A 21,305-nucleotide genomic window follows, 5' to 3' on the forward strand; every position below is an offset into this window, starting at 1 on the left:
TTAATCTAAAAATGCATTTTAATGCAAATGAGATGGCCATTTATCCTGTCGCGGACAAAGCCCGATGCGTTTTTAATCGCACCGCACTACAGACAACTCCCGCAAACCAGGGGTCGATAGCCTGACAGTTATCGCCCCGCCATCTCGCTAAATTTCCGGCCTCATTCATCAGAGGTTGGGATCACATGCCCTTTACACCCCCACGATTTGCACTTGTCATGGCGCTTGCGATCAGCGCCGCCAGCCTTCAACACGCCCAGGCGCGGGGCGATATCGAATACCGGCCGTACCATTTCCAACCCTATGAGGCGCTTGATAATGAGTGGGCCGACGCAGCGTCTGAAAAAGCCGAACCCATCGACGGTTACCTCACTCAGCGCGCCACCACGCACAATGGCCTGCAGCTCGCCAAGGCCCTGGAACCTGCGCTGGTTCAGTTGCTGGAGTCCGGCGAACTGACCTCCGAACAGATCAAAGCCCTGGAAAAATTCGCCGACGCGCTGGACAAGCAGCCCGGTGGCATCGGCGCGGCCCTTGAGCAATTGGCCGCCAGCCAGAACGCCAATCTCGCCGCCGCGACCCAGAACACCACGCAGCAACTGAGCAGCCAACTGTTGTCGATCCTGCGCACCCTGCCCGCCGACGACGCTGGCCACTTCTGGGTGCAAAGCCTGGGCAACGACGGCACGCTCGACAAAAAAGGCGGCAGCGCCGGTCTGAAACATGGCACCCAAGGCCTGTTGCTGGGGGCCGACTGGGCGCTCGACCACGCCTGGCGTGTCGGCGTGATGGGCGCCAAATCCAGCAGCCACCTCGACGCCGCGCGTTTTTCCGCCGACCTCGACAGCTGGCACCTGGGCAGCTATGCCGTGCGGCAGGACGGCCCGTTGGCCCTGCGCCTGGGAGCGATCTACAGCAGCCATGACGGGCAGAACAAGCGCAGCGTCAAGTTGCTCGATTACACCGAGCAGCTCAGGGCCAATTACAACGCCAACAGCCAAACCGTCTTCTCCGAAATGGGCTACCAATTGGGCACTGCGGATTTGAGCGTGGAACCCTTCGCCGGCCTCGGTTACCAGCGCTATCACCGCGACGGTTTCAAGGAGCGGGGTGGCCTGACTGCGCTGAACGTCGGCTCGCAAAACCAACAGAACCTGAGCAGCACCTTCGGTCTTCGCCTGGCGTCGCTGTATCGGTTCGATAACCAGATGAGCCTGGCCCCCCACCTCAGCGCCAGTTGGAAACACCTGTACGGCGACGTCGACAGCCGGGTCAGTCAATCCTTTCGCGCTGCGCCGGGGCTGATTGACAGCTTCACTGTCCAGGGCACGTCGCTGGACCGCGACAGCCTGAACGTCCGAGCCGGCCTGGACCTCGCACTCTCGCCGCAACACACCGTGGGCCTGACCTACGCCAGCGAAACAGGCAACCATAGCCGCAACCAGGGCCTGATGGGCCAATGGCAAATGCGGTTCTGACCCCACGCTGCGCGCGCCGGCCAAATTACGGGCGAAAAAAAAGGGGAGCACCTGCTCCCCCGAGGATTAAACGGTAGTGTCGAAGGCTGGATCAGCCTTCGATTTCAATCAGGATTTCGCCAGGGTTCACCCGGTCGCCCTTGGCTACATGAACGGCGGTCACCTTGCCGGCAATCGCGGCCTGCACTTCGGTTTCCATCTTCATCGCTTCGGTGATCAGCACCGCCTGGCCGGCCTTGACGACGTCGCCTGGCTTGACCAGCACGTCGACGATATTGCCCGGCATCGTGGTGCTCACATGGCCTGGCTCGGTGGCTTGCTTGCGCTTGCTACCGCCACCGCCGACGAACTCGTTGAGCGGTTCGAACACCACTTCTTCGGGCATGCCGTCGATGGACAGGTAGAAGTGACGCTTGCCTTCAGCTTTCACGCCAACACCGGTGATGTCGACGCGGTAGCTTTCGCCGTGGACGTCGATGACGAACTCGGTCGGTACGCCTTCGCCACCCGCACGGGCCACGCCGCCGGCTTCCGGGATCGGCAGCAACACTTCCGGAGTCAGGGTGCCGGCGTCACGTTCTTCGAGGAACTTGCGGCCAATGTCCGGGAACATGGCGTAGGTCAGCACGTCTTCTTCAGATTTGGCCAACGCACCGATTTCGCCGCGCAGCTTGTTCATTTCCGGCTTGAGCAGGTCGGCCGGGCGCACGTCGATCACGTCTTCGCTGCCGATGGCCTGGCGACGCAGTTGCCCGTTCACCGTGCCCGGCGCTTTGCCGTAGCCGCCTTGCAGGTAGAGCTTCACTTCGTTGGTGATGGTCTTGTAGCGCTCGCCGGCCAGCACGTTGAAGAACGCCTGGGTGCCGACGATCTGCGAGGTCGGGGTGACCAGCGGCGGGAAGCCCAAGTCTTCACGCACCCGCGGAATTTCAGCCAGCACTTCGCCCATGCGGTTGAGTGCGCCCTGCTCTTTGAGCTGGTTGGCCAGGTTGGAAATCATCCCGCCCGGCACTTGGTTGACTTGCACGCGCGTGTCGACCGCGGTGAATTCGCTTTCGAACTGGTGATACTTCTTACGCACGGCGTAGAAGTACAGGCCGATTTCCTGCAGCAGTTCCAGGTCGAGGCCGGTGTCGAATTCGCTGCCTTTAAGGGCGGCGACCATCGACTCGGTGCCCGGGTGGCTGGTGCCCCAGGCGAAGCTGGAGATCGCGGTATCGATGTGCTCGGCACCGTTTTCGATGGCCTTGAGTTGGCACATCGCTGCCAAACCCGCCGTGTCATGCGAGTGGATGAACACCGGCAGGCTCTGCTCGGCTTTCAGTGCCTTGACCAGCTCGCCGGTGGCGTATGGCGTGAGCAGGCCGGCCATGTCCTTGATCGCCACCGAGTCGCAGCCCATGGACTCCATTTGCTTGGCCTGGGCCACAAACGCGTCGATGGTGTGTACCGGGCTGGTGGTGTAGGCGATGGTGCCCTGGGCGTGTTTGCCGGCGGCCTTGACCGCTTCGATGGCCACGCGCAGGTTACGCACGTCGTTCATCGCGTCGAAGATGCGGAACACGTCGATACCGTTGACGGCGGCCTTGGCGACGAAGGCTTTGACCACGTCGTCGCTGTAGTGGCGATAGCCCAACAGGTTCTGGCCGCGCAGCAGCATTTGCAGGCGGGTGTTAGGCAACGCAGCGCGCAATTTGCGCAGACGCTCCCACGGGTCTTCTTTCAAAAAGCGCACGCAGGCGTCGAAGGTCGCGCCGCCCCAGACTTCCAGGGACCAGTAGCCGACTTTGTCGAGCTTGTCGCAGATCGGCAGCATGTCGTCGGTACGCATGCGGGTGGCCAGCAACGATTGGTGAGCGTCGCGCAGGATGGTGTCGGTGACAAAGATCTTCTTGCTCATTGTTATATTCCTCACAGGCCTGCGTGGGCGGCGATGGCGGCGGCGATGGCCAGGGCCAGCTCTTCGGGTTTGCGCTTGATCGAGTAGTTGGTCAGCTCAGGGTGGCTTTCCACAAAACTGGTGTTGAACTGGCCGCTGCGGAATTCCGGGTTGCGCAGGATTTCCTGGTAGTAGGCGGCGGTGGTCTTCACGCCTTGCAGGCGCATGTCATCCAGGGCACGCAGGCCGCGGTCCATGGCTTCTTCCCAGGTCAACGCCCACACCACCAGTTTCAGGCACATGGAATCGTAGAACGGCGGGATGGTGTAGCCGGTGTAGATCGCCGTGTCGGTACGCACGCCGGGGCCGCCGGGCGCGTAATAGCGGGTGATCTTGCCGAAGCTGGGCAGGAAGTTGTTCTTCGGGTCTTCGGCGTTGATCCGGAACTGCAACGCAAAACCACGGTGCTGGATGTCTTCCTGCTTCACCGAGAGCGGCAGGCCCGAGGCGATGCGGATCTGCTCGCGAACGATGTCGATCCCGGTGATTTCTTCGGTGATCGTGTGTTCCACCTGCACCCGGGTGTTCATCTCCATGAAGTACACCTCGCCCTCGGCGAGCAGGAACTCCACGGTGCCGGCGTTTTCGTAACCCACGGCCTTGGCTGCGCGCACCGACAGATCGCCGATGTAGGCGCGCTGTTCAGGGGTCAGTTGCGGGCTCGGGGCGATTTCGATGAGCTTCTGGTTACGGCGCTGGATCGAGCAATCGCGCTCGAACAGATGCACCACGTTGCCGAAGCTGTCACCGAGGATCTGCGCTTCGATGTGCTTGGGATTGACGATGCATTTTTCCAGGAACACTTCCGCCGAACCGAAGGCCTTGGTGGCTTCGGAGATCACGCGGGGGAAGGCTTGTTCGAGTTCTTCACGGCTGTTGCAACGACGAATGCCGCGACCGCCGCCACCGGAGGTGGCCTTGAGCATCACCGGGTAACCGATGCGGTCGCCTTCGGTGAGGGCTTCGGCGATGTCGGCGACGTTGCCTTCGGTGCCGGGGGTGACCGGTACGCCGGCCTTGATCATGCTGCGGCGCGCTTCGGTCTTGTCGCCCATGCGGCGGATCACTTCCGCGGATGGACCGATGAATTTAATCCCACGTTCGGCGCAAATGTCCGCCAGTTCCGCGTTTTCCGAGAGGAAACCGTAACCGGGATGCAACGCATCGCAACCGGTTTCCACGGCCAGGTTCACCAGCTTGCGCGGGTTCAGGTAACCGGCTAGGGGTTCGGCGCCGATGCTGTGGGCCTCGTCGGCACGTTTGACGTGCAACGCGTGGCGGTCGGCGTCGGAATAGACCGCGACCGAGCGAATGCCCATCTCGGCGCAGGCACGCACGATTCGCACGGCAATTTCACCACGGTTGGCGATCAGGATCTTTTTTATCACTTGGAAATTCCCTTGAGCCGATTGCTGCGTTCTTCGACCCGCTAGACTCGGGTCGGCGCGTGACTAAATGTTTCAAGCCAGTCGCGAGGCACACACTAAGCCTGCTGAGGGATTAACAAAAATCAATAATTATTGGGTCATGCATAAGTAAAGACTTATAGTTGGCGGACCGGACGCCGCCAAGAGGCTTGAAAAAAATGCGTAAGTCATTGATGAGGCTGACATTACGTCAACTGCAGATCTTCAATGAGGTGTGTGATTTGCGCTCCTACAGCCGGGCGGCCGAGGAAATGTCCCTCACCCAGCCGGCCGTCAGCCTGCAAATTCGTCAGCTGGAAGAGCTGATCGGCCAGCCGTTGTTCGACTACGTCGGTAAGAAACTTTACATGACCGAGGCGGCCGAAGCGCTGCAACGGGCCAGTCGCGATATTTTCGGACGCCTGGAAAACCTCGATATGCAGCTGTCGGATATGCAGGGCTCGCTGCAAGGCCAACTGAAACTGGCGGTGGAGTCCAGCGCCAAGTACTTCGTGCCGCACCTGTTTGCCGCGTTCAAGCGCCAGCATCCGGAGGTGCAATTGCATCTGACGGTGGTCAACCGCGCCCAGGTGATCCGTCGACTGTCGGACAACCGTGATGACTTGGTGATCATGTCCATGGTGCCCCAGGACATGGGCCTCGAATTCCTGCCGTTCCTCAACAACCCGATTGTCGCCGTGGCGCTGCCCGACCACCCCTTGAGCCAGCAAGGAGCGCTGCGCCTGCGCGACCTGGAGCCTTACACGCTGTTACTGCGCGAACCGGGTTCCGGCACGCGGCTGGCTTGCGAGGAGTACTTCAAAGAAAAACGCGTTCACTTCAGCCAGACAGTGGAAGTCGCCTCGGCCGAGGCGCAGCGTGAATGCGTGTTGGCCGGGTTGGGCGTGGCCTTGTTGACACGCCACGCCCTGAACCTGGAACTGGCCACCGGCGGGCTCAAGGAGCTGCCGGTGGAAGAGCTGCCGCTGTACCGCAGTTGGTGCCTGGTGCAGGCCAAGGCCAAGCGCCTGTCACCGGTGGCCCATGCGTTCCTGGGCTTTATCCGCAGCGAGCGGGTGCAAATCAGCGCGCTGGCTGAGCGCTTCGCTGGGCAGCCGCGGGTGCCTGCCAGTGCAGTTCCGGGTAGTCCGTGATGCTTTGCAGCAATTGGCGTTGATCACAGCGGTCTTCGATTGCGCGACGGAACGCCATGCGGCGCTGGTCTTCCTGCTGACGACGGGTCTTGACGGAGCTGTTGCTATCTTCGTAGGGCCGGGCCATTTGGAGTCTCCCAATGCGAGTGCGGGGAGTTCAGAATGGGCGCGAGGGATGACGGTTTGGCGGCGCGGGGATGACAGGACGATGAATCTTCTGGACAGGTGAGACATGCACATGTGGGAGGGGGCTTGCTCCCAATGGCAGAGTGTCAGTCGATGCATATGCGACTGAACCACCGCTATCGGGAGCAAGCCCCCTCCCACATTTGGATCGCTGTATCGCGCTCAGTCGTCGAGGGCTTTGACGGACTTGGGCGACAGACGAAGGCTGCGCAGGCTGCGCTTGACGCTCTTGAGGTGGTTGACCAGGCTCGGCCCGCGCGCCATGGCCACGCCCATCGCCAGCACGTCGATCACCACCAGGTGGGCGATGCGCGAGGTCAACGGGGTGTAGATTTCGGTGTCTTCGTGGACATCGATCGCCAGGTTGACCGTGGACAGTTCCGCCAACGGCGTCTGGCTCGGGCACAGGGTGATCAGCGTGGCGCCGCTTTCACGTACCAGGTTGGCGGTGATCAGCAAGTCCTTGGAGCGGCCGGACTGGGAAATACAGATGGCCACGTCGGTCGGCTTCAACGTCACGGCCGACATCGCCTGCATGTGCGGGTCGCTGTAGGCCGCCGCCGTAAGCAGCAGTCGGAAGAATTTGTGCTGGGCATCGGCCGCCACCGCACCCGACGCGCCAAACCCGTAGAACTCGACACGCTGGGCCTGGGACATCGCCGTCACGGCCTTTTGCAGCGCCACCGGGTCGAGCTTCTCGCGCACTTCCATCAGGGTGTGCAGCGTGGTGTCGAAAATCTTGAGGCTGTAGTCGGCGACGGAATCGTCTTCGTGAATCGCAAACTGCCCGAAGCTCGCGCCGGCGGCCAGGCTTTGGGCCAGCTTGAGTTTCAGGTCCTGGAAGCCGGAACAACCGATGGCACGGCAGAAGCGCACGATGGTCGGCTCACTGATGCCCACGCTGTGGGCCAGGTCGGCCATGGAACTGTGCATTACGGCCGCAGGGTCAAGCAGCACGTGGTCGGCAACCTTGAGTTCCGATTTGCGTAACAGGTGGCGCGACTGGGCGATATGTTGCAACAGGTTCAAAGGACAGGACTCTTGTTATTGGCAGACGCCAGGGATGTAGCAAGCTTGTAGTTATACTACAAGAATTGCCGTTTTGCCCGTCCGATGCATCACTAAATCGCCCTGCTGCCCTTTGAATCTAAGGGCAGCCAAGTTGTAGCCACAAAGGCTGAAGGCACGTCTCTAGGAAAAATCCGCATTCTTCCGTAACAAATCTGCCAGCCCTTCGGCCTTCATCGGCCGGCTGATCAAGTAGCCCTGCACCTCATCGCAACGCTCCCGGCGCAGGAAATCCAGCTGCTGCTGATCTTCCACGCCTTCGGCCACCACCTTGAGCGCCAAACCGTGGGCCATGGCGATGATCGCACGGGTAATGGCCGCGTCTTCCCGCCCCTGGCCGAGGCCGCGGATGAAGGTCTGGTCGATCTTCACGTAGTCCACGGGAATGCGCTTGAGGTAACTGAGGGACGAATAGCCGGTGCCAAAATCGTCGATGGCCAACTTCACCCCCAGGTCGCGCAGTTGCTGGAAGGTGGCGATGATGTGCTCAACACTGTCGAGCAGCTGGCTTTCGGTCAGCTCCAGCTCCAGGTATTGCGGGTCCAGGCCGGTTTCTTCCAGCACCTGGCGCACCAGGCTGACCAGCTTGCCTTGACGCAGTTGATGCACCGACAGGTTCACCGACACACGTATCGGCGCCAGCCCCTGACGCTGCCACTCACAAGCCTGCCAGCAGGCCTGGCGCAGGACGAATTCGCCCAACGGCACGATCAGGCCGGTTTCTTCGGCCAGGCCGATGAAGTCGCTTGGCGGCACCGTGCCCCACTGCGGATGCTCCCAACGAATCAACGCCTCGGCGGCGTTCAGTTTGCCGCTGGCCAGGCACAATTTCGGTTGGTAGAACACCGACAGCTGGCGCTCGTCGATGGCCTTGCGCAGCTGGTTTTCCAGCTGCAAACGCTCCAGGGTGCTGGCTTGCAGGCTGTCGGTGTAGAACTGGAAATTATTCCCGCCCAGGTGTTTGGCGTGTTGCATGGCCATGTTCGCCTGGCTGACCAACGCCGAAATTTCCCGCGCATTATCCGGAAGCAGGCTGACGCCCATCGAGGCGCTGACCACCAATTCATGCCCTTCCACCGTCACCGGCACGCGCAACTTGGCCAGCAGGCGCGTGGCCACCCGCGCCAGGCTTGAGAGGTTGCCGTAGGCATCGAAAAGCACGGCGAACTCATCCCCGGACAAACGCGCGATGGTGTCGGCCTCGGGCAGGGCATTGATCAAACGTCGCGCCATTTTTTGCAGCAATTGGTCGGCGACGTCATGGCCCAGGCTGTCGTTGAGCAACTTGAAACGGTCCAGGTTGATATGCAGCAACGCCAGGCTGCGCCCGCCCTGGCGCACCCGCTGATGCGCTTCGCGCAGCCGCTCGCGAAACAGCGAGCGGTTGGCCAGGCCGGTCAATTCGTCATAGTGCGTGAGGTAGCGCATGCGCTCCTCGGATTCACGCCGCGCCGAGAGATCGGCGAAGAAGCCTACGATATGGCTGACGTTTCCTCGAATATCGCGTACCACGTTCAGTTGCAGCCACTGTGGGTACAGTTCGCCGTTCTTACGCGTTTCCACCAGCTCGCCCTGCCAGGTACCGTGACTGAGCAGCGCCTGGCGGATCAGCGGAAAGTGCCGCCGGGCGTCGCGGCTGCACGGCAACTCCACCACATTGCGCCCGAGCATGTCGTCGATATCAAAGCCGGTGACGCGACTGAAGGCCTGGTTGACGGCGAGCAGCGCGTAGTCCGGGTCGAGGATCACAATGCCTTCGCTGGCCGCTTCGAATACGGTCGAGGCCAGGCGTTGCTGTTCCTCCAGCGCCTTGCTTGCGCTGATGTCGCGGCGCGTGCCGAGCATGCGCGTCACGCGACCGCTGGGCGCACGCTCCACGGCGCGGCCGCGGTCTTCGATCCACACCCAGTGGCCATCGCCATGGCGCACCCGGTATTCCACCAGATAGTCCTCGCTGCGGCCCTTGAGATGCTCCACCAGGGCACGCTTGAGCAGCGGCAAGTCGTCGGGGTGCAGGCGCGGTTTGAGGTGGCTGAGCATCGCCGTGACGAACTCGGGCTCCAGGCCGAACAGTTCCTTGAGCTGGGTGTGGTGGACTTCGTCGGTTTGCAGGTTCCAGTCCCACAGGCCCAGTTCGCTGGCTTGCAGGGCCATCGCCAGGCGCGCTTCGCTTTTATTCAGGGCCAGGCTGGCGGCGTCCAGTTCCTGGCTGCGTTGCGCCACGCGGTCCTGCAGGCCGATTTGCGCTTCGCGCAGTTCCTGCTCGACCTGGCGGCGTTGCTCGACTTCGCGCACCAGCTCCTGATTCAACTGTTCACTGCGCTGCTGTGCCTGTTGCAGATGCTCGATCAGCGCCTGGTTCTGAAAGCGCCGCAACAGCCCGTGCTGGATCAGGCGGTTGACCTGCCACGCCACCACACTCAAGGACGCCAGCAGGATCAGACCGAGCACACCCCAACCCTGTTGCTGCGCGGCGCCGTTCCAGAAGAGATAGACAATGGCCGGCACCAGGCACGGCAGCGCAAATGACAGGAACGCCGGCAGGCTCACCGCATAGGCAACGCTGGCGGACAACGTCGCCGCGCCGATCAGGCCGAACACCCAGGCTTGCTGCGTAAAGCTGTCTGCCGGCACCAGGGCGATGGCGGCGATGGCCAGGGTCAGGCCGCTGACCGCCGAGCCGAGCATGAACATGCGCCGCCAGATCGGTTGGGCCTGGCGGCTGGGCATCGCCGAGTCGAAGGCGGCCACCTGGATCACGCGCAGCGCGACCAGCGCCAGCAGCCAGACCAGCCAGATGCTGTCGAGCAGGTAATGTTTGGGGTTCCAGATCAACCAGGCGCAGACCAGGCCGTTGACCAGCATCAATAAGGTCGGCAGCAGCGAACCCTGGTAGAGCAGGCGCGTGCGTTCGACCGCCATCTCGGTAGCGTAGTGTTTTCGGATAACCTGCGCGGGCGCCGCCATGGGGCTAAACAGGTCGGTGCTGAGGGTCATAGGCAGTGTTCTTATAATGGTGAGCCCGAAACGTCGACGGAGCATACACAAGCAAGCGCTCGGGCCAAACTGCTGCGCGTCATAAAAACCAGCGAGGCGTACCGCGCAAACCTCGGGGCCAGACGGCTTGAGCGAGACGCGGCGCGGCCTGTGGCCCATGACCAACCAGTCATCAGCCCCGCCGGAACGCGTGCCCGCCCCGGCACGCGCCGCAGGTTTTCCGTCGGCCATCCGCCAATGGGATTTGCCCCACTCCCCCGCGGGCCATAGAATGCGCCGATGCGCGATGATCTCTCCCTTTTGCTGAATTCCCTCAACGATGCCCAACGCCAGGCCGTAGCGGCCCCCGTTGGCCGTCAGTTGGTCCTGGCCGGTGCTGGCTCCGGTAAAACCCGAGTGCTGGTACACCGTATCGCCTGGTTGATCCAGGTCGAGAACGCGTCCCCGCATTCGATCCTGTCGGTGACCTTCACCAACAAGGCCGCTGCCGAGATGCGCCACCGCATCGAGCAGTTGATGGGCATCAGCCCGGCCGGCATGTGGGTGGGCACCTTCCACGGCCTGGCGCACCGCCTGCTGCGGGCGCATTGGCAGGAGGCGGGCCTGGCCCAGACCTTCCAGATCCTCGACAGCGATGACCAGCAACGCCTGGTCAAGCGCGTGATCCGCGAGCTGGGCCTCGACGAACAGCGTTGGCCGGCGCGCCAGGCCCAATGGTTCATCAATGGCCAGAAAGACGAAGGCCTGCGCCCGCAACATATCCAGGCCAGCGGCGATTTGTTCCTGGCCACCATGCGCAGCATTTATGAAGCCTACGAAGCGGCCTGCGTGCGCGCCGGCGTGATCGACTTCTCCGAGCTGCTGCTGCGCGCCCTCGACCTGTGGCGCGATAACCCCGGCCTGCTGGCCCATTACCAGAAACGCTTCCGGCATATCCTGGTCGACGAGTTCCAGGACACCAACGCCGTGCAGTACGCCTGGTTGCGCCTGCTGGCCAAGGGCGGCGACAGCCTGATGGTGGTGGGCGACGACGACCAGTCGATCTACGGCTGGCGCGGCGCGAAAATCGAGAACATCTACCAGTATTCCGAAGACTTCCCGGACGCGGTCACCATCCGCCTGGAGCAGAACTACCGCTCCACCGCCGGGATCCTCAAAGCCGCCAACGCCTTGATCGCCAATAACACCGGGCGCCTGGGCAAAGAGCTGTGGACCGACGGCGGCGAAGGCGAAGCGATCAACCTGTACGCGGCGTTCAACGAGCACGACGAAGCGCGCTACGTGGTGGAAACCATCGAAAGCGCATTGAAAACCGGCCTGGCGCGCAGCGACATCGCGATTCTGTACCGCTCCAACGCCCAATCGCGGGTGCTGGAAGAAGCCTTGCTGCGCGAGCGCATCCCGTACCGCATTTACGGCGGCCAGCGTTTCTTCGAGCGCGCCGAAATCAAGAACGCCATGGCCTACCTGCGTTTGCTGGAAGGTCGCGGCAACGACGCGGCGCTGGAGCGGGTGATCAATATCCCGGCCCGCGGCATCGGCGAAAAAACCGTTGAAGCGATTCGCGACCATGCGCGCCACGCCGATGTGTCGATGTGGGAAGCCATGCGCTTGCTGATCGCCAATAAAGGCCTGACCGGCCGTGCTGCCGGGGCGTTGGGTGTGTTTGTCGAGCTGATCGAGAACCTGGCGGCCAAGTGCGCGGACATGCCCCTGCATTTGATGACCCAGACCGTGATCGAGCAGTCCGGGCTGATTGCCTATCACGAAGCGGAAAAAGGCGAAAAAGGCCAGGCCCGGGTGGAAAACCTTGAGGAACTGGTCAGCGCCGCCCGCGCGTTTGAAAACACCGAGGCCGATGAAGAACTGACCCCGCTCGCCGCGTTCCTCGGCCATGCGTCGCTGGAAGCCGGTGATACCCAGGCCGATGAGCATGAAGACAGCATCCAGCTGATGACCTTGCACAGCGCCAAGGGCCTGGAGTTCCCGTATGTGTTCCTGGTGGGCATGGAAGAAGGCCTGTTCCCCCACAAGATGAGCCTGGAAGAGCCCGGCCGCCTTGAGGAAGAACGCCGCCTGGCCTATGTGGGCATTACCCGGGCGATGCAGAACCTGGTGATGACCTACGCCGAGACCCGTCGCTTGTATGGCAGCGAGACCTACAACAAGGTGTCGCGCTTCGTGCGGGAAGTGCCGAAGGGGCTGATCCAGGAAGTGCGCCTGTCCAACAGCGTCAGTCGCCCGTTCGGCGGCGGACAGCAGCAGAACTCCAGCAGCCTGTTTGCCGGTTCCGAGATCCCGGAAACCCCGTTCAGCCTTGGCCAGCAGGTCAAGCATGCGATCTTCGGTGAAGGGGTGATCCTCAACTTCGAAGGCGCCGGCGCCCAGGCACGGGTGCAGGTGAACTTCGCCGAGGGCAGCAAGTGGCTGATGATGGGTTACGCGAAGCTCGAAGCGGTCTGACACGCTGACCCCTTCCCCCTGTAGGAGCGAGCTTGCTCGCGAAAAACCCTCAGACAACGCGTCTCATCCAGGATGCCCGCGTTATCGTTGGCGATCTTCGCGAGCAAGCTCGCTCCTACAGACAGAAGGACGGTTCAGCATGAAGGTTTCGCGTCCACCCTTGTTTTTGATGCGCGCGGGCCAATATCTGTAACTAGTCCTACAGACCCTTCGGATTCTGTCTTACGCAAAAGCCCGAAACATTATGTCGCTAGCCACTGTCACGACACCTGTGCAACATGGCGCGCGTGCAATCCACAAATGGGAATTCCCTTTATGAAACGTTTTCTTAGCATCGCCATGGCGCTGTGCATTGGCCTGACGATGAGCCTCGATGCCAACGCCAAACGCTTCGGTGGCGGCAAAAGCATAGGCTCGGCACCAACTCACCAGACCAGCCAAATGGCTCCGTCCGCTGGCGTCGGCGGTGCTGCCGCCACTGCAGGCGCGGCCGGTGCTGCAGGCGCAGCCGCCAAGGCCGGCGGTGCTTCGCGCTGGTTGGGCCCTCTGGCCGGTATCGCCGCCGGTGGCCTGCTCGCATCCATGTTCATGGGCGGCGGCTTCCAGGGCATGCAGATCTTCGACATCCTGATCATGGCGGTCATCGCCTTCCTGATCTTCCGCTTCATCGCCGCCCGTCGTCGCAAGCAGCAGGAGCACATGGCTCCAGCCGGCGCGCCGATGCAGCGTGAAGTGTTCGAGCAGAAGCCAGCCATGGGTTCGATCTTCGGTGGTTCGGCCGCGCCTGCTGCTGCCCGCCCGGTGATCAATGCGCCAGCCTGGTTCAACGAAGAGCGTTTCGTCGAAGCGGCCCGCAGCCACTTCCAGTCCCTGCAGCAGCACTGGGACGCCAACGAAATGGATAAAATCTCCGAGTTCGTGACCCCGCAACTGCTCGAGTTCCTCAAGCGCGAACGCGCCGACCTGGGCGACGGCTTCCAGTCGACCTACATCGACGACCTGCGCGTGCAGCTCGAAGGTGTGGACGATCGCGCCGACAAGACCATCGCCACCCTGACGTTCAGCGGTGTGTCGAAGACCTCGCGTTTCGACCAGGGCGAAGTGTTCAGCGAAAGCTGGAACATGGAACGCGCCCAAGGCGACAACCAGCCTTGGCTGGTCGCCGGTATCCGCCAGAACGGCTGATAGCCACACGCTTGAACAAGCCGTAAGCAAAACCCCGGACATGTTCCGGGGTTTTCTATTTCACGGTTGCACTTATAGCGAGCTACTGTATAAAACGCCCCTGTAAACCGCGCCATCTAGCAAGAGGATCCCGGCCGTGGAAGAAGTCATCGAACAATTGCGTGAAGCCAACGAACCGGTTCCGGTTCCTCTGGAACTGCCTGATGAAGACCAACTGGTGGAAATCGAGGAACAGCTGTTCATCGACATCCCGTTTGTCTTCCGCGAATTCCTGCTAACCGTCAGCGACGTGGTGTACGGCAGCCTGGAACCGGTGACCGTCACCGACCCGCAGTCCCACACCTACCTGCCGGATGTGGCGGCCAACGCCTGGGATGCCGGTGTTGACCGCACCATGATCCCGATCTGCCAGGACGGCGACGACTACTACTGCGTCGAAGAAGACGGCACCGTAGTGCTGTGGTGCGCCGAAGAAGAACTCGTCACCGAAGAAACCTGGGAGTCGGTGTGGCACTGGGCACGGGACGTCTGGCTGGAAAGCTGACACCTGCGTCCTGCTCGCGCGGGGCGGCCCAGCCTCCTCAGTGTTCCGGCGTATCCTTGTGGTTATCCAGAGTCTCCAGCAAAGCGACCTGCATCCGCGTATGCACGCGGATGAACCACCGCCAGAGCACGGCCGCCACCGCCGCCGCGACCACGGCGATCAGCACCAGCAACTTGTTGGTTGGCAGAATACTCGCCGACAACGCCGCCAATAGCAGGAAGATCACCAGCAGCGACAAAATCGGGATCACCTCGGCGATCACCCGACGCACGCGCTGGGTATGCCGCCCGGCCATTTCCGGCTTGACGCTCATCTCCGCCAGCAGCATCGACAGCGCCTTGAGCTTGCGGTACGCCGCAATCAGGAACGGCAGCGACAACAGCAACGCCGCGCCCCAGATCAACGCCTTCTGCCAGCTTGGATCACTGATCCAGCCCTCCAGATACCCGCCGATACGCAGCGCGAAATAACTGCCGGTAAAGAAGATCGCCACCACCAGCGCCAGGTTCACCCCCACTTGCAGCACGATTTTGCGGATCATCGACGCCAGCAGCGCCCCCTCGCCGTGGGGCTGAATGCTGCGCAGCCATTCGCCATAGAGGCCAAATACCCGGCTCATGCGCTTGGGCATCACGGCGGCAATCTTCAGCGACAATGGGTCGGCGCCGCGAATCAGGTATGGGGTGAGCAATGTGGTGATCGCCGACACCGCGACCGCCACCGGGTAGAGGAAGTCGCTGGTCACCTGCAAGGTCATGCCGAGCGCCGCGATGATGAAGGAAAACTCACCAATTTGTGACAGACCCATCCCAACGCGCAACGAGGTGCGGCCGTCATTGCCGGCGATAAATGCGCCCATGCCGCAGGACAACATCTTGCCCAGCACCACGGCCACGCTGATCACGGCAATCGGCCAGGCATATTGCAGCAGGATCTGCGGGTCGATCATCAAGCCAATGGCGACAAAGAAGATTGCGCTGAACATGTCGCGAACCGGCTCGATCAGGCGCTCGATCTTAATCAACTGGCGGGATTCGGCCATGATCGCGCCGATCAGGAACGCCCCCAGCACCATGCTGTATTCCAGCTTGACCACCAGCAGGCAAAAACCGAAACACAGGCCCAGCACGGTAATCAGCAGCATTTCATTGCTGTCGAACCTGGCCACGTAGGCCAGCAAGCGCGGCACCAGCAAAATCCCGATGACCAGCGCGACGATCATGAACAGCGAGAGCTTGCCGACCGTGGAAAACACCTCGCCGGAGCTGACCGTGCCACTGACGGCGATGCTCGACAGCAAGGCGATGATGCCGATGCCGAGGATGTCCTCGACGATCAGCACGCCAAAAATCAGTTGGGCGAAGCGCTGGTCTTTCATCTTCAGGTCGTTGAGCGCCTTGACGATGATGGTGGTCGAGGAAATCGCCAGGATCGCGCCGAGGAACAGCGAGTCCATGGTGTTCCAGTCGAACCAGCGGCCGATCTCGTAGCCGATCCAGATCATCAGCACGATTTCCAGGAAGGCCGCGATAAACGCCGTGGCTCCCACCTTGAACAGCTTGCGCAGGCTGAACTCCAGGCCCAGGCAGAACATCAGGAAGATCACCCCCAGTTCGGCGAGGGTCTTGATGGTGTCTTCATCGTGGATCAGGCCGAACGGCGGCGTGTGGGGGCCGATGATGAACCCGGCGACGATGTAACCGAGCACCACCGGCTGCTTGAGGCGATGAAACAGGATAGTCACGACCCCAGCCACCAACATGATCACGGCCAGATCCTGGATAAAGCTGATGGCGTGCATGGCGAGGGGCTCCTTGAGGGTACTGGCGCTTTTCCCACGTCCACCGCGCCTTTGAAACTTCGTAAAGAGCGGAAGGAAAAGTCTGCCTTGATCGTAAGAAATGCCCTTAGAAAGGCTTTTGAAGGTTAACACCGCGACTTCCGCCGAAAAGCCGGTGCAATATATGGAAACAGATCGCTGCAGGCGTGACGGCAAGCCGCCCGCCGGCGTCCCGTAAGAGATGGCGCTGCAATGACTCGAGCATCCACAGAGGTGCCTCCCCACCAATGCCTAACCCGTGAGTGTGCTATGGAACCCGGAAACGCCCAGCTGTCGATGACGGTACTGATGACCCCTGATATGGCCAACTTCTCAGGCAATGTCCATGGCGGCACCCTGCTCAAGTACCTCGACGAAGTGGCCTACGCCTGCGCGAGCCGTTATGCCGGGCGTTATGTCGTGACCTTGTCGGTGGACCAAGTGATTTTTCGTGAACCGATCCACGTCGGCGAGTTGGTGACCTTCCTCGCATCGGTCAACTACACCGGCCACACCTCGATGGAGGTGGGCATCAAGGTGGTGACCGAAAACATCCGCGAGCGCTCTGTGCGCCATACCAACAGTTGCTTCTTCACCATGGTCGCCGTGGACGACCAGCGCAAACCCGCCGCCGTGCCGCAACTGCAACCGCACAACAGCGAAGACCGCCGCCGGTTTGCGCAGGCGCAGCAACGCCGGCAGATCCGCCAGGAACTGGAAAAGCGCTACCAGGAAATCAAAGCCGACGCACTGTAAGCCCCAGGCTGTATACCCAAGCAAAATGTGGGAGGGGCTTTGCCCCCTCCCACATTGGGTTTTGTGTCCTTACAGGCCGATCGGCGTGGCCTCGAAACGCACGCGGGGATGGGCGATGCGATCCTGGGCACGTACCAGCTCCAGTTCATAACTGGCGCAGGCCTGGGTTTCCAGCAGCACTTCATGCACCGCCGCCGCGGTGAACTCGAAAGCGGCCACCAGGCTGTCGCCCAACAATACCCGCGCCAGGAACAACCCTGAGGTCAGGTCGCCCACGCCCACCGGCTGGCGGGGAAACGCCAGCAGCGGCCGGCGCAGGTGCCAGCTGCCTTCGGCTGTCACCAGCAGCATCTCAAAGCCTTCCGGCAATTTGCCCGGGTAATCCAGGTGCTTGACCAGCACGGCCTTGGGCCCGCGTGCCAGCAGGGCTTTGGCCATGCCCAGGCAGTCGAACAGCGATTGCGGCTTGCGCCCGGAAAAGCTGTCCAGTTCCAGCTGGTTGGGGCACAGGAAGTCGGCCATGGCAGCGGCTTCGTCCAACAGAAAATCACTGACTTCCTGCGGCACGATGCAGCCCTTTTCCGGGTGGCCCATCACCGGGTCGCACAGGTACAGGGCCTTGGGGTTGATCGCCTTGATCCGCGCCACGCCGGTGAGGATCGCCCGGCCCTGGGCCGCGCTGCCGAGGTAGCCGGAGAGTATGGCGTCGCAGTTGCCCAATTCACCGATGGCCGCAATACCCTCCACCAGCGCTGGAATCTGCTGCGGCGCTAACACTTCGCCCGTCCACTGGCCATACTGGGTGTGGTTGGAGAATTGCACCGTGTTGAGCGGCCACACGTTCACCCCGACCCGCTGCATGGGGAACACGGCGGCGCTGTTTCCGGCGTGGCCAAAGACCACATGAGACTGGATCGCAAGCAGATGAGGTGTGCGTTTCATGCAGGGGATTTCCGTAAAACCATTGAAATTCTGGTCGCGCAGTATGCGACCAAACACAGCCTGTACGACAGGCTAACGACACAGTTAAGCTGCTCTCACTTCGTTGGAGTTTTTTTCGCATGCTGACCCTGGGAAACATCTTCGTGTTGATGCTGCTGGCGACCGGCGCCGCCTGGGTATGGCACAACCACGGCCTGCGCGAGCGCGCGTTGGAGCGGGTCAAGCAGCATTGCGCCAAGCTCGATATCGAGTTGCTCGACGGTGCCGTGGCCTTGAAACGCATCGGTTTTGTGAAGGATGCCAAAGGACGGCGACGCCTGGCGCGCATCTACAATTTCGAATTCACCGTGACCGGCGAAACCCGCCACCCCGGGACCATCACCCAGTTCGGCGCCCACAGCGCGCAGATCGAACTGGCGCCCTACCCGTTCGAAATCAAGACGCCGCTACCCAGCGCCGACGTGATCGAACTCAGCCAGTGGCGCCAGGACCACGCCAAGCACCGTCAATGACGGCAGGCGGCCAGCGCCTGCTGTAGCGCGGCCACGTCCTGTGGCGCGCTGAAAATCAGTTCGATACGCGAATCACGCCGCCATTCGCTGGGTTGCCAGACGAGTGGGCTGTTATCCACAGCGTTGCCGGAGATCCAGCCGTCGGTGCTGTGGATAACCAGTTTGGCGCGGCGCCAATCCAAGCGTGTCAGCCATTGCGCCAGGCGCTGGTGATCGAATGACTGGCTCGGATGCCAGCGCCAACCGATGCTCCAGCCGCCCTCCTGGGCCTGGCTCAAGCAGATCGGCAACGCAGGATCGCTCCACACCGCCGGCATTTGCGCCACGCCCTTGGGCGCCACGAAGTTATCCACAGCCGCTGCAGCCTGTGCGTTCAGGCCTGGCAAAAGCTGCAGTGGCAATTGCGCCTGACGCGTCCAGTAAAACGGAACCTCGGCTAACTGCCGTTCGATCGCCTCGCGCTGTGCGGCGTCCAGCGCCTCATCCTTGTTCAGGACCAACAGGCCGGCGCTGGCGAGTGCCTCGCGCTGCGCCTCCGGCAATGGTTTGCCCGCCGCCAGGGCTTGCGCATCCAGCACCAGCACGCAAGGCTGAACCGCAAGCACATCCTGCCATGGCGCCTCGCGCAATTGCTTGAGCACCTGCACCGGGTGCCCGAGCCCCGAGGGTTCGATAAACAGGCGGTCCGGCTTGGCCTTACGCAGCAAGCGGCCCAGTCCGACCTGGAACGGCGCACCATTCACACAGCACAAGCAACCGCCCGCCACTTCGCCCAGGGCAATGCCGTCGTCGGCCTGGGTCAGCAAGGCCGCATCCAGACCGATCTGCCCGAATTCGTTGATCAACACCGCCCAGCGCTCGTTGGCCGGGCGTTGGGCGAGCAGGTGTTTGATCAGGCTGGTCTTGCCGGCGCCCAGGGGCCCGGCAATCACATGAGTAGGAATGTTCTGCAGCATAGAGGGTATCATTCAAGCCGTGTAGAGCGTTTGATCCTACGCGGTTATGCCAGCCAATCCAGCGTCAGAATTAACCGTCGCTCATCGGCTTTAAGCTGCGGCGAGCGGTGAATCAGGCCGTGAGCTTCGTTGCCATGCCACTTCGTCCCTTTGAGCAACGCCACTTCGCCGCAGTGAATCTGCTCGATACGCTCGCTGGGCTCGGCATCCGCCTGGCCCAACTGGCGGCGGTCCATCACGCCTTCGCGCAACCATTGGCTGCCGATGCCGGCATAGGTGGTGATCAGGCGCACGGGCACATGGTCGACGTGAAAGCGCGGGCACATGGCTTTGTCCAACAGGCGCAAACGCACGCCGATCCGACGGGCGCCAAGCAGGCAGGCAAACGCGCCGATCAGCCACGACACATCGGCGATAAACCCTTCGTAACCCTCAAGATCGCGGCAGCAGGCGGCTAATCCCTGCACGTTCGGCACCGCGTCATCGCTGGCCAACTCGATGACCAGCGACTCGGCCAACGGCTCGTCGAGCGCCACCAGCAAGGCGCCGAACTCGGCGATGTGCAACGGCAATTGGCGCTGCCACAGCGCCAGGTTGACGCCGTCTTCGAGAATCTCGGACAGCGCCAGCGGGGTGTCGCCGCAGGTCTGGCGGATCACCGGGCGCAGGGGGATGAGCGGTGCCAGCATCAGGCGGCCGCCTCTTCATACCAAGGGCCAAAAGGATCGGCCAGCAAGCGCCATGCGTCGACGCCCAGGGCCATTTCTTCATCGGTCAGCAGGCAGGCGTCCAGTTCGGCACGCATCTGCGCGAAGTCGATGTTCTGCCCGATGAACACCAGTTCCTGACGGCAATCGCCGGTGCTTGCTTGCCAGTGGCCCATGATCGCGGCGACGCTTTCTTCGTCCTGCGGCCACTGGCTTTTCGGCACAAAACGCCACCAACGTCCGGCAAAGCCATGGCGCATCAGGCCGCCGGCCTGGGACCAACTGCCGGCGTCCTGCGGCTTGCTGGCCAGCCAGAAAAAGCCCTTGGAGCGCAGGAGTTTGCCGTTCACCCAAGGGCGGTCGATAAACTCGAAAAAGCGCTGCGGATGGAACGGACGGCGCGCGCGGTAAGCCGTGGAGGCGATGCCGTACTCTTCGGTTTCCGGCACATGCTCGCCGCGCAGTTCCTGCAGCCAGCCGGGGGCCTGGGCGGCGCGTTCGAAGTCGAAGCGGCCGGTGTTGAGGATTTTGTTCAGCGGCACTTCGCCCATGACCATCGGAATGATCTCGGCCTGGGCATTCAGGCGTTCGAGGATGGCCATCAGTTCCTCACGCTCGTGGCGGCCGATCAGGTCGATTTTGCTGATCAGGATGACGTCGGCAAATTCGATCTGCTCGATCAACAGGTCGGTGATCGAGCGTTCGTCTTCTTCGCCAAGGGTTTCGCCCCGCGATGCGAGGCTTTCGGCGGCCTGGTAGTCGAGCAGGAAGTTCATGCCGTCGACCACAGTGACCATGGTGTCCAGGCGCGCAATATCGGCCAGGCTCTGCTCGTTTTCATCGCGAAAGGTGAAGGTTTCGGCCACGGGCAACGGCTCGGAGATGCCGGTGGATTCGATCAACAGGTAATCGAAGCGACCGTCCCTGGCGAGTTTTCCGACCTCTTCGAGCAGGTCTTCACGCAAGGTGCAGCAGATGCAGCCGTTGCTCATCTCTACCAGTTTTTCTTCGGCGCGGTTGAGGGTGACGTCGCGCTGCACCTCACCGCCGTCGATGTTGATTTCGCTCATGTCGTTGACGATCACCGCCACCCGCAGGTTGTCGCGGTTGCGCAGGACATAGTTGAGCAGCGTACTTTTACCGGCGCCGAGAAAGCCGGACAACACGGTAACGGGGAGACGATTGGGCATCAG

The 21,305-nt window shown here is 61.9% G+C and carries 17 protein-coding genes; 7 read left to right on the top strand and 10 right to left on the bottom strand.

Annotated elements, in window-relative coordinates; genetic code table 11:
* Window positions 1-185 precede the first annotated feature (185 nt).
* Entirely contained in the window at window positions 186-1,478 is a 1,293-nt protein-coding gene (locus PverR02_RS31185) for an autotransporter outer membrane beta-barrel domain-containing protein (RefSeq protein ID WP_026140406.1), read from the top strand.
* Between the two features lie 91 nt (window positions 1,479-1,569).
* Here the strand turns inward: PverR02_RS31185 and oadA are convergent, their stop codons facing one another.
* Window positions 1,570-3,378 carry a sodium-extruding oxaloacetate decarboxylase subunit alpha gene (oadA, locus tag PverR02_RS31190; protein WP_046381604.1) on the bottom strand — a complete coding sequence of 603 codons (1,809 nt, stop codon included), beginning with the start codon at window positions 3,376-3,378 and terminating at the stop codon, window positions 1,570-1,572.
* Between the two features lie 11 nt (window positions 3,379-3,389).
* Entirely contained in the window at window positions 3,390-4,805 is a 1,416-nt protein-coding gene (locus PverR02_RS31195; protein WP_003213442.1) for an acetyl-CoA carboxylase biotin carboxylase subunit, read from the bottom strand.
* Window positions 4,806-5,002: 197 nt separating this feature from the next.
* On the opposite strand from PverR02_RS31195, the gene PverR02_RS31200 reads away from it, so the two are divergent.
* Window positions 5,003-5,977, top strand: a complete 975-nt coding sequence (locus PverR02_RS31200) for a LysR family transcriptional regulator (protein WP_017850031.1) — start codon at window positions 5,003-5,005, stop codon at window positions 5,975-5,977.
* Here the strand turns inward: PverR02_RS31200 and PverR02_RS32850 are convergent.
* From PverR02_RS32850 to PverR02_RS31215, 3 genes are all read right to left on the bottom strand, one after another.
* A complete protein-coding gene (locus tag PverR02_RS32850; protein WP_079444958.1) occupies window positions 5,907-6,104 on the bottom strand; it encodes a PA3496 family putative envelope integrity protein in 198 nt (65 codons plus the stop codon). The two genes, PverR02_RS31200 and PverR02_RS32850, sit on opposite strands and share 71 nt — an antisense overlap.
* 221 nt (window positions 6,105-6,325) lie before the next feature.
* On the bottom strand, window positions 6,326-7,192 hold the full coding sequence (gene hexR / locus PverR02_RS31210; RefSeq protein ID WP_017850032.1) for a transcriptional regulator HexR: 867 nt from the start codon (window positions 7,190-7,192) through the stop codon (window positions 6,326-6,328).
* Window positions 7,193-7,354: 162 nt separating this feature from the next.
* Window positions 7,355-10,228 carry an EAL domain-containing protein gene (locus tag PverR02_RS31215; protein ID WP_017850033.1) on the bottom strand — a complete coding sequence of 958 codons (2,874 nt, stop codon included), beginning with the start codon at window positions 10,226-10,228 and terminating at the stop codon, window positions 7,355-7,357.
* A 279-nt stretch (window positions 10,229-10,507) separates the two neighbouring features.
* Here PverR02_RS31215 and uvrD point away from each other — a divergent pair, with 279 nt between their 5' ends.
* The 3 genes from uvrD to PverR02_RS31230 all read left to right on the top strand — a co-directional run bounded on the left by uvrD (window position 10,508) and on the right by PverR02_RS31230 (window position 14,420).
* Window positions 10,508-12,691, top strand: a complete 2,184-nt coding sequence (gene uvrD / locus PverR02_RS31220) for a DNA helicase II (RefSeq protein WP_017850034.1) — start codon at window positions 10,508-10,510, stop codon at window positions 12,689-12,691.
* A gap of 315 nt (window positions 12,692-13,006) precedes the next feature.
* Window positions 13,007-13,876, top strand: a complete 870-nt coding sequence (locus PverR02_RS31225) for a Tim44 domain-containing protein (protein WP_017850035.1) — start codon at window positions 13,007-13,009, stop codon at window positions 13,874-13,876.
* Between the two features lie 136 nt (window positions 13,877-14,012).
* Window positions 14,013-14,420 carry an SMI1/KNR4 family protein gene (locus tag PverR02_RS31230; RefSeq protein WP_079444959.1) on the top strand — a complete coding sequence of 136 codons (408 nt, stop codon included), beginning with the start codon at window positions 14,013-14,015 and terminating at the stop codon, window positions 14,418-14,420.
* 37 nt (window positions 14,421-14,457) lie between these two features.
* Here the strand turns inward: PverR02_RS31230 and PverR02_RS31235 are convergent, their stop codons facing one another.
* Window positions 14,458-16,221 carry a cation:proton antiporter gene (locus PverR02_RS31235; RefSeq protein ID WP_017850037.1) on the bottom strand — a complete coding sequence of 588 codons (1,764 nt, stop codon included), beginning with the start codon at window positions 16,219-16,221 and terminating at the stop codon, window positions 14,458-14,460.
* 288 nt (window positions 16,222-16,509) lie between these two features.
* Here PverR02_RS31235 and PverR02_RS31240 point away from each other — a divergent pair, with 288 nt between their 5' ends.
* Window positions 16,510-16,995, top strand: coding sequence for an acyl-CoA thioesterase (locus PverR02_RS31240; protein WP_017850038.1), 486 nt, complete (start codon window positions 16,510-16,512; stop codon window positions 16,993-16,995).
* Between the two features lie 69 nt (window positions 16,996-17,064).
* Here PverR02_RS31240 and pdxY read toward each other — a convergent pair whose 3' ends face one another.
* Entirely contained in the window at window positions 17,065-17,937 is an 873-nt protein-coding gene (pdxY, locus tag PverR02_RS31245; protein WP_017850039.1) for a pyridoxal kinase PdxY, read from the bottom strand.
* 119 nt (window positions 17,938-18,056) lie between these two features.
* Here pdxY and PverR02_RS31250 point away from each other — a divergent pair, with 119 nt between their 5' ends.
* The gene (locus tag PverR02_RS31250) at window positions 18,057-18,449 is read left to right on the top strand and encodes a DUF3301 domain-containing protein (RefSeq protein WP_017850040.1); all 393 of its coding nucleotides are present in this window, start codon (window positions 18,057-18,059) and stop codon (window positions 18,447-18,449) included.
* Here the strand turns inward: PverR02_RS31250 and PverR02_RS31255 are convergent.
* The 3 genes from PverR02_RS31255 to zigA are packed head-to-tail and all read right to left on the bottom strand — an operon-like array spanning window position 18,443 to window position 21,302.
* Complete coding sequence (locus tag PverR02_RS31255) at window positions 18,443-19,405, bottom strand: CobW-like GTP-binding protein (RefSeq protein WP_079444960.1); 963 nt, start codon at window positions 19,403-19,405, stop codon at window positions 18,443-18,445. The genes PverR02_RS31250 and PverR02_RS31255 overlap by 7 nt on opposite strands.
* Before the next feature lie 44 nt (window positions 19,406-19,449).
* Window positions 19,450-20,094 (bottom strand): DUF1826 domain-containing protein, encoded by a 645-nt coding sequence (locus tag PverR02_RS31260; protein WP_057005203.1) that lies wholly within the window; start codon window positions 20,092-20,094, stop codon window positions 19,450-19,452.
* The gene (gene zigA / locus PverR02_RS31265) at window positions 20,094-21,302 is read right to left on the bottom strand and encodes a zinc metallochaperone GTPase ZigA (RefSeq protein WP_017850043.1); all 1,209 of its coding nucleotides are present in this window, start codon (window positions 21,300-21,302) and stop codon (window positions 20,094-20,096) included. The genes PverR02_RS31260 and zigA overlap by 1 nt, the downstream gene beginning before the upstream one ends.
* Window positions 21,303-21,305 lie beyond the last annotated feature (3 nt).

Origin of the sequence: Pseudomonas veronii (genome assembly GCF_002028325.1) — a bacterium.
GTDB classification, from domain to species: Bacteria; Pseudomonadota; Gammaproteobacteria; order Pseudomonadales; family Pseudomonadaceae; genus Aquipseudomonas; species Aquipseudomonas veronii.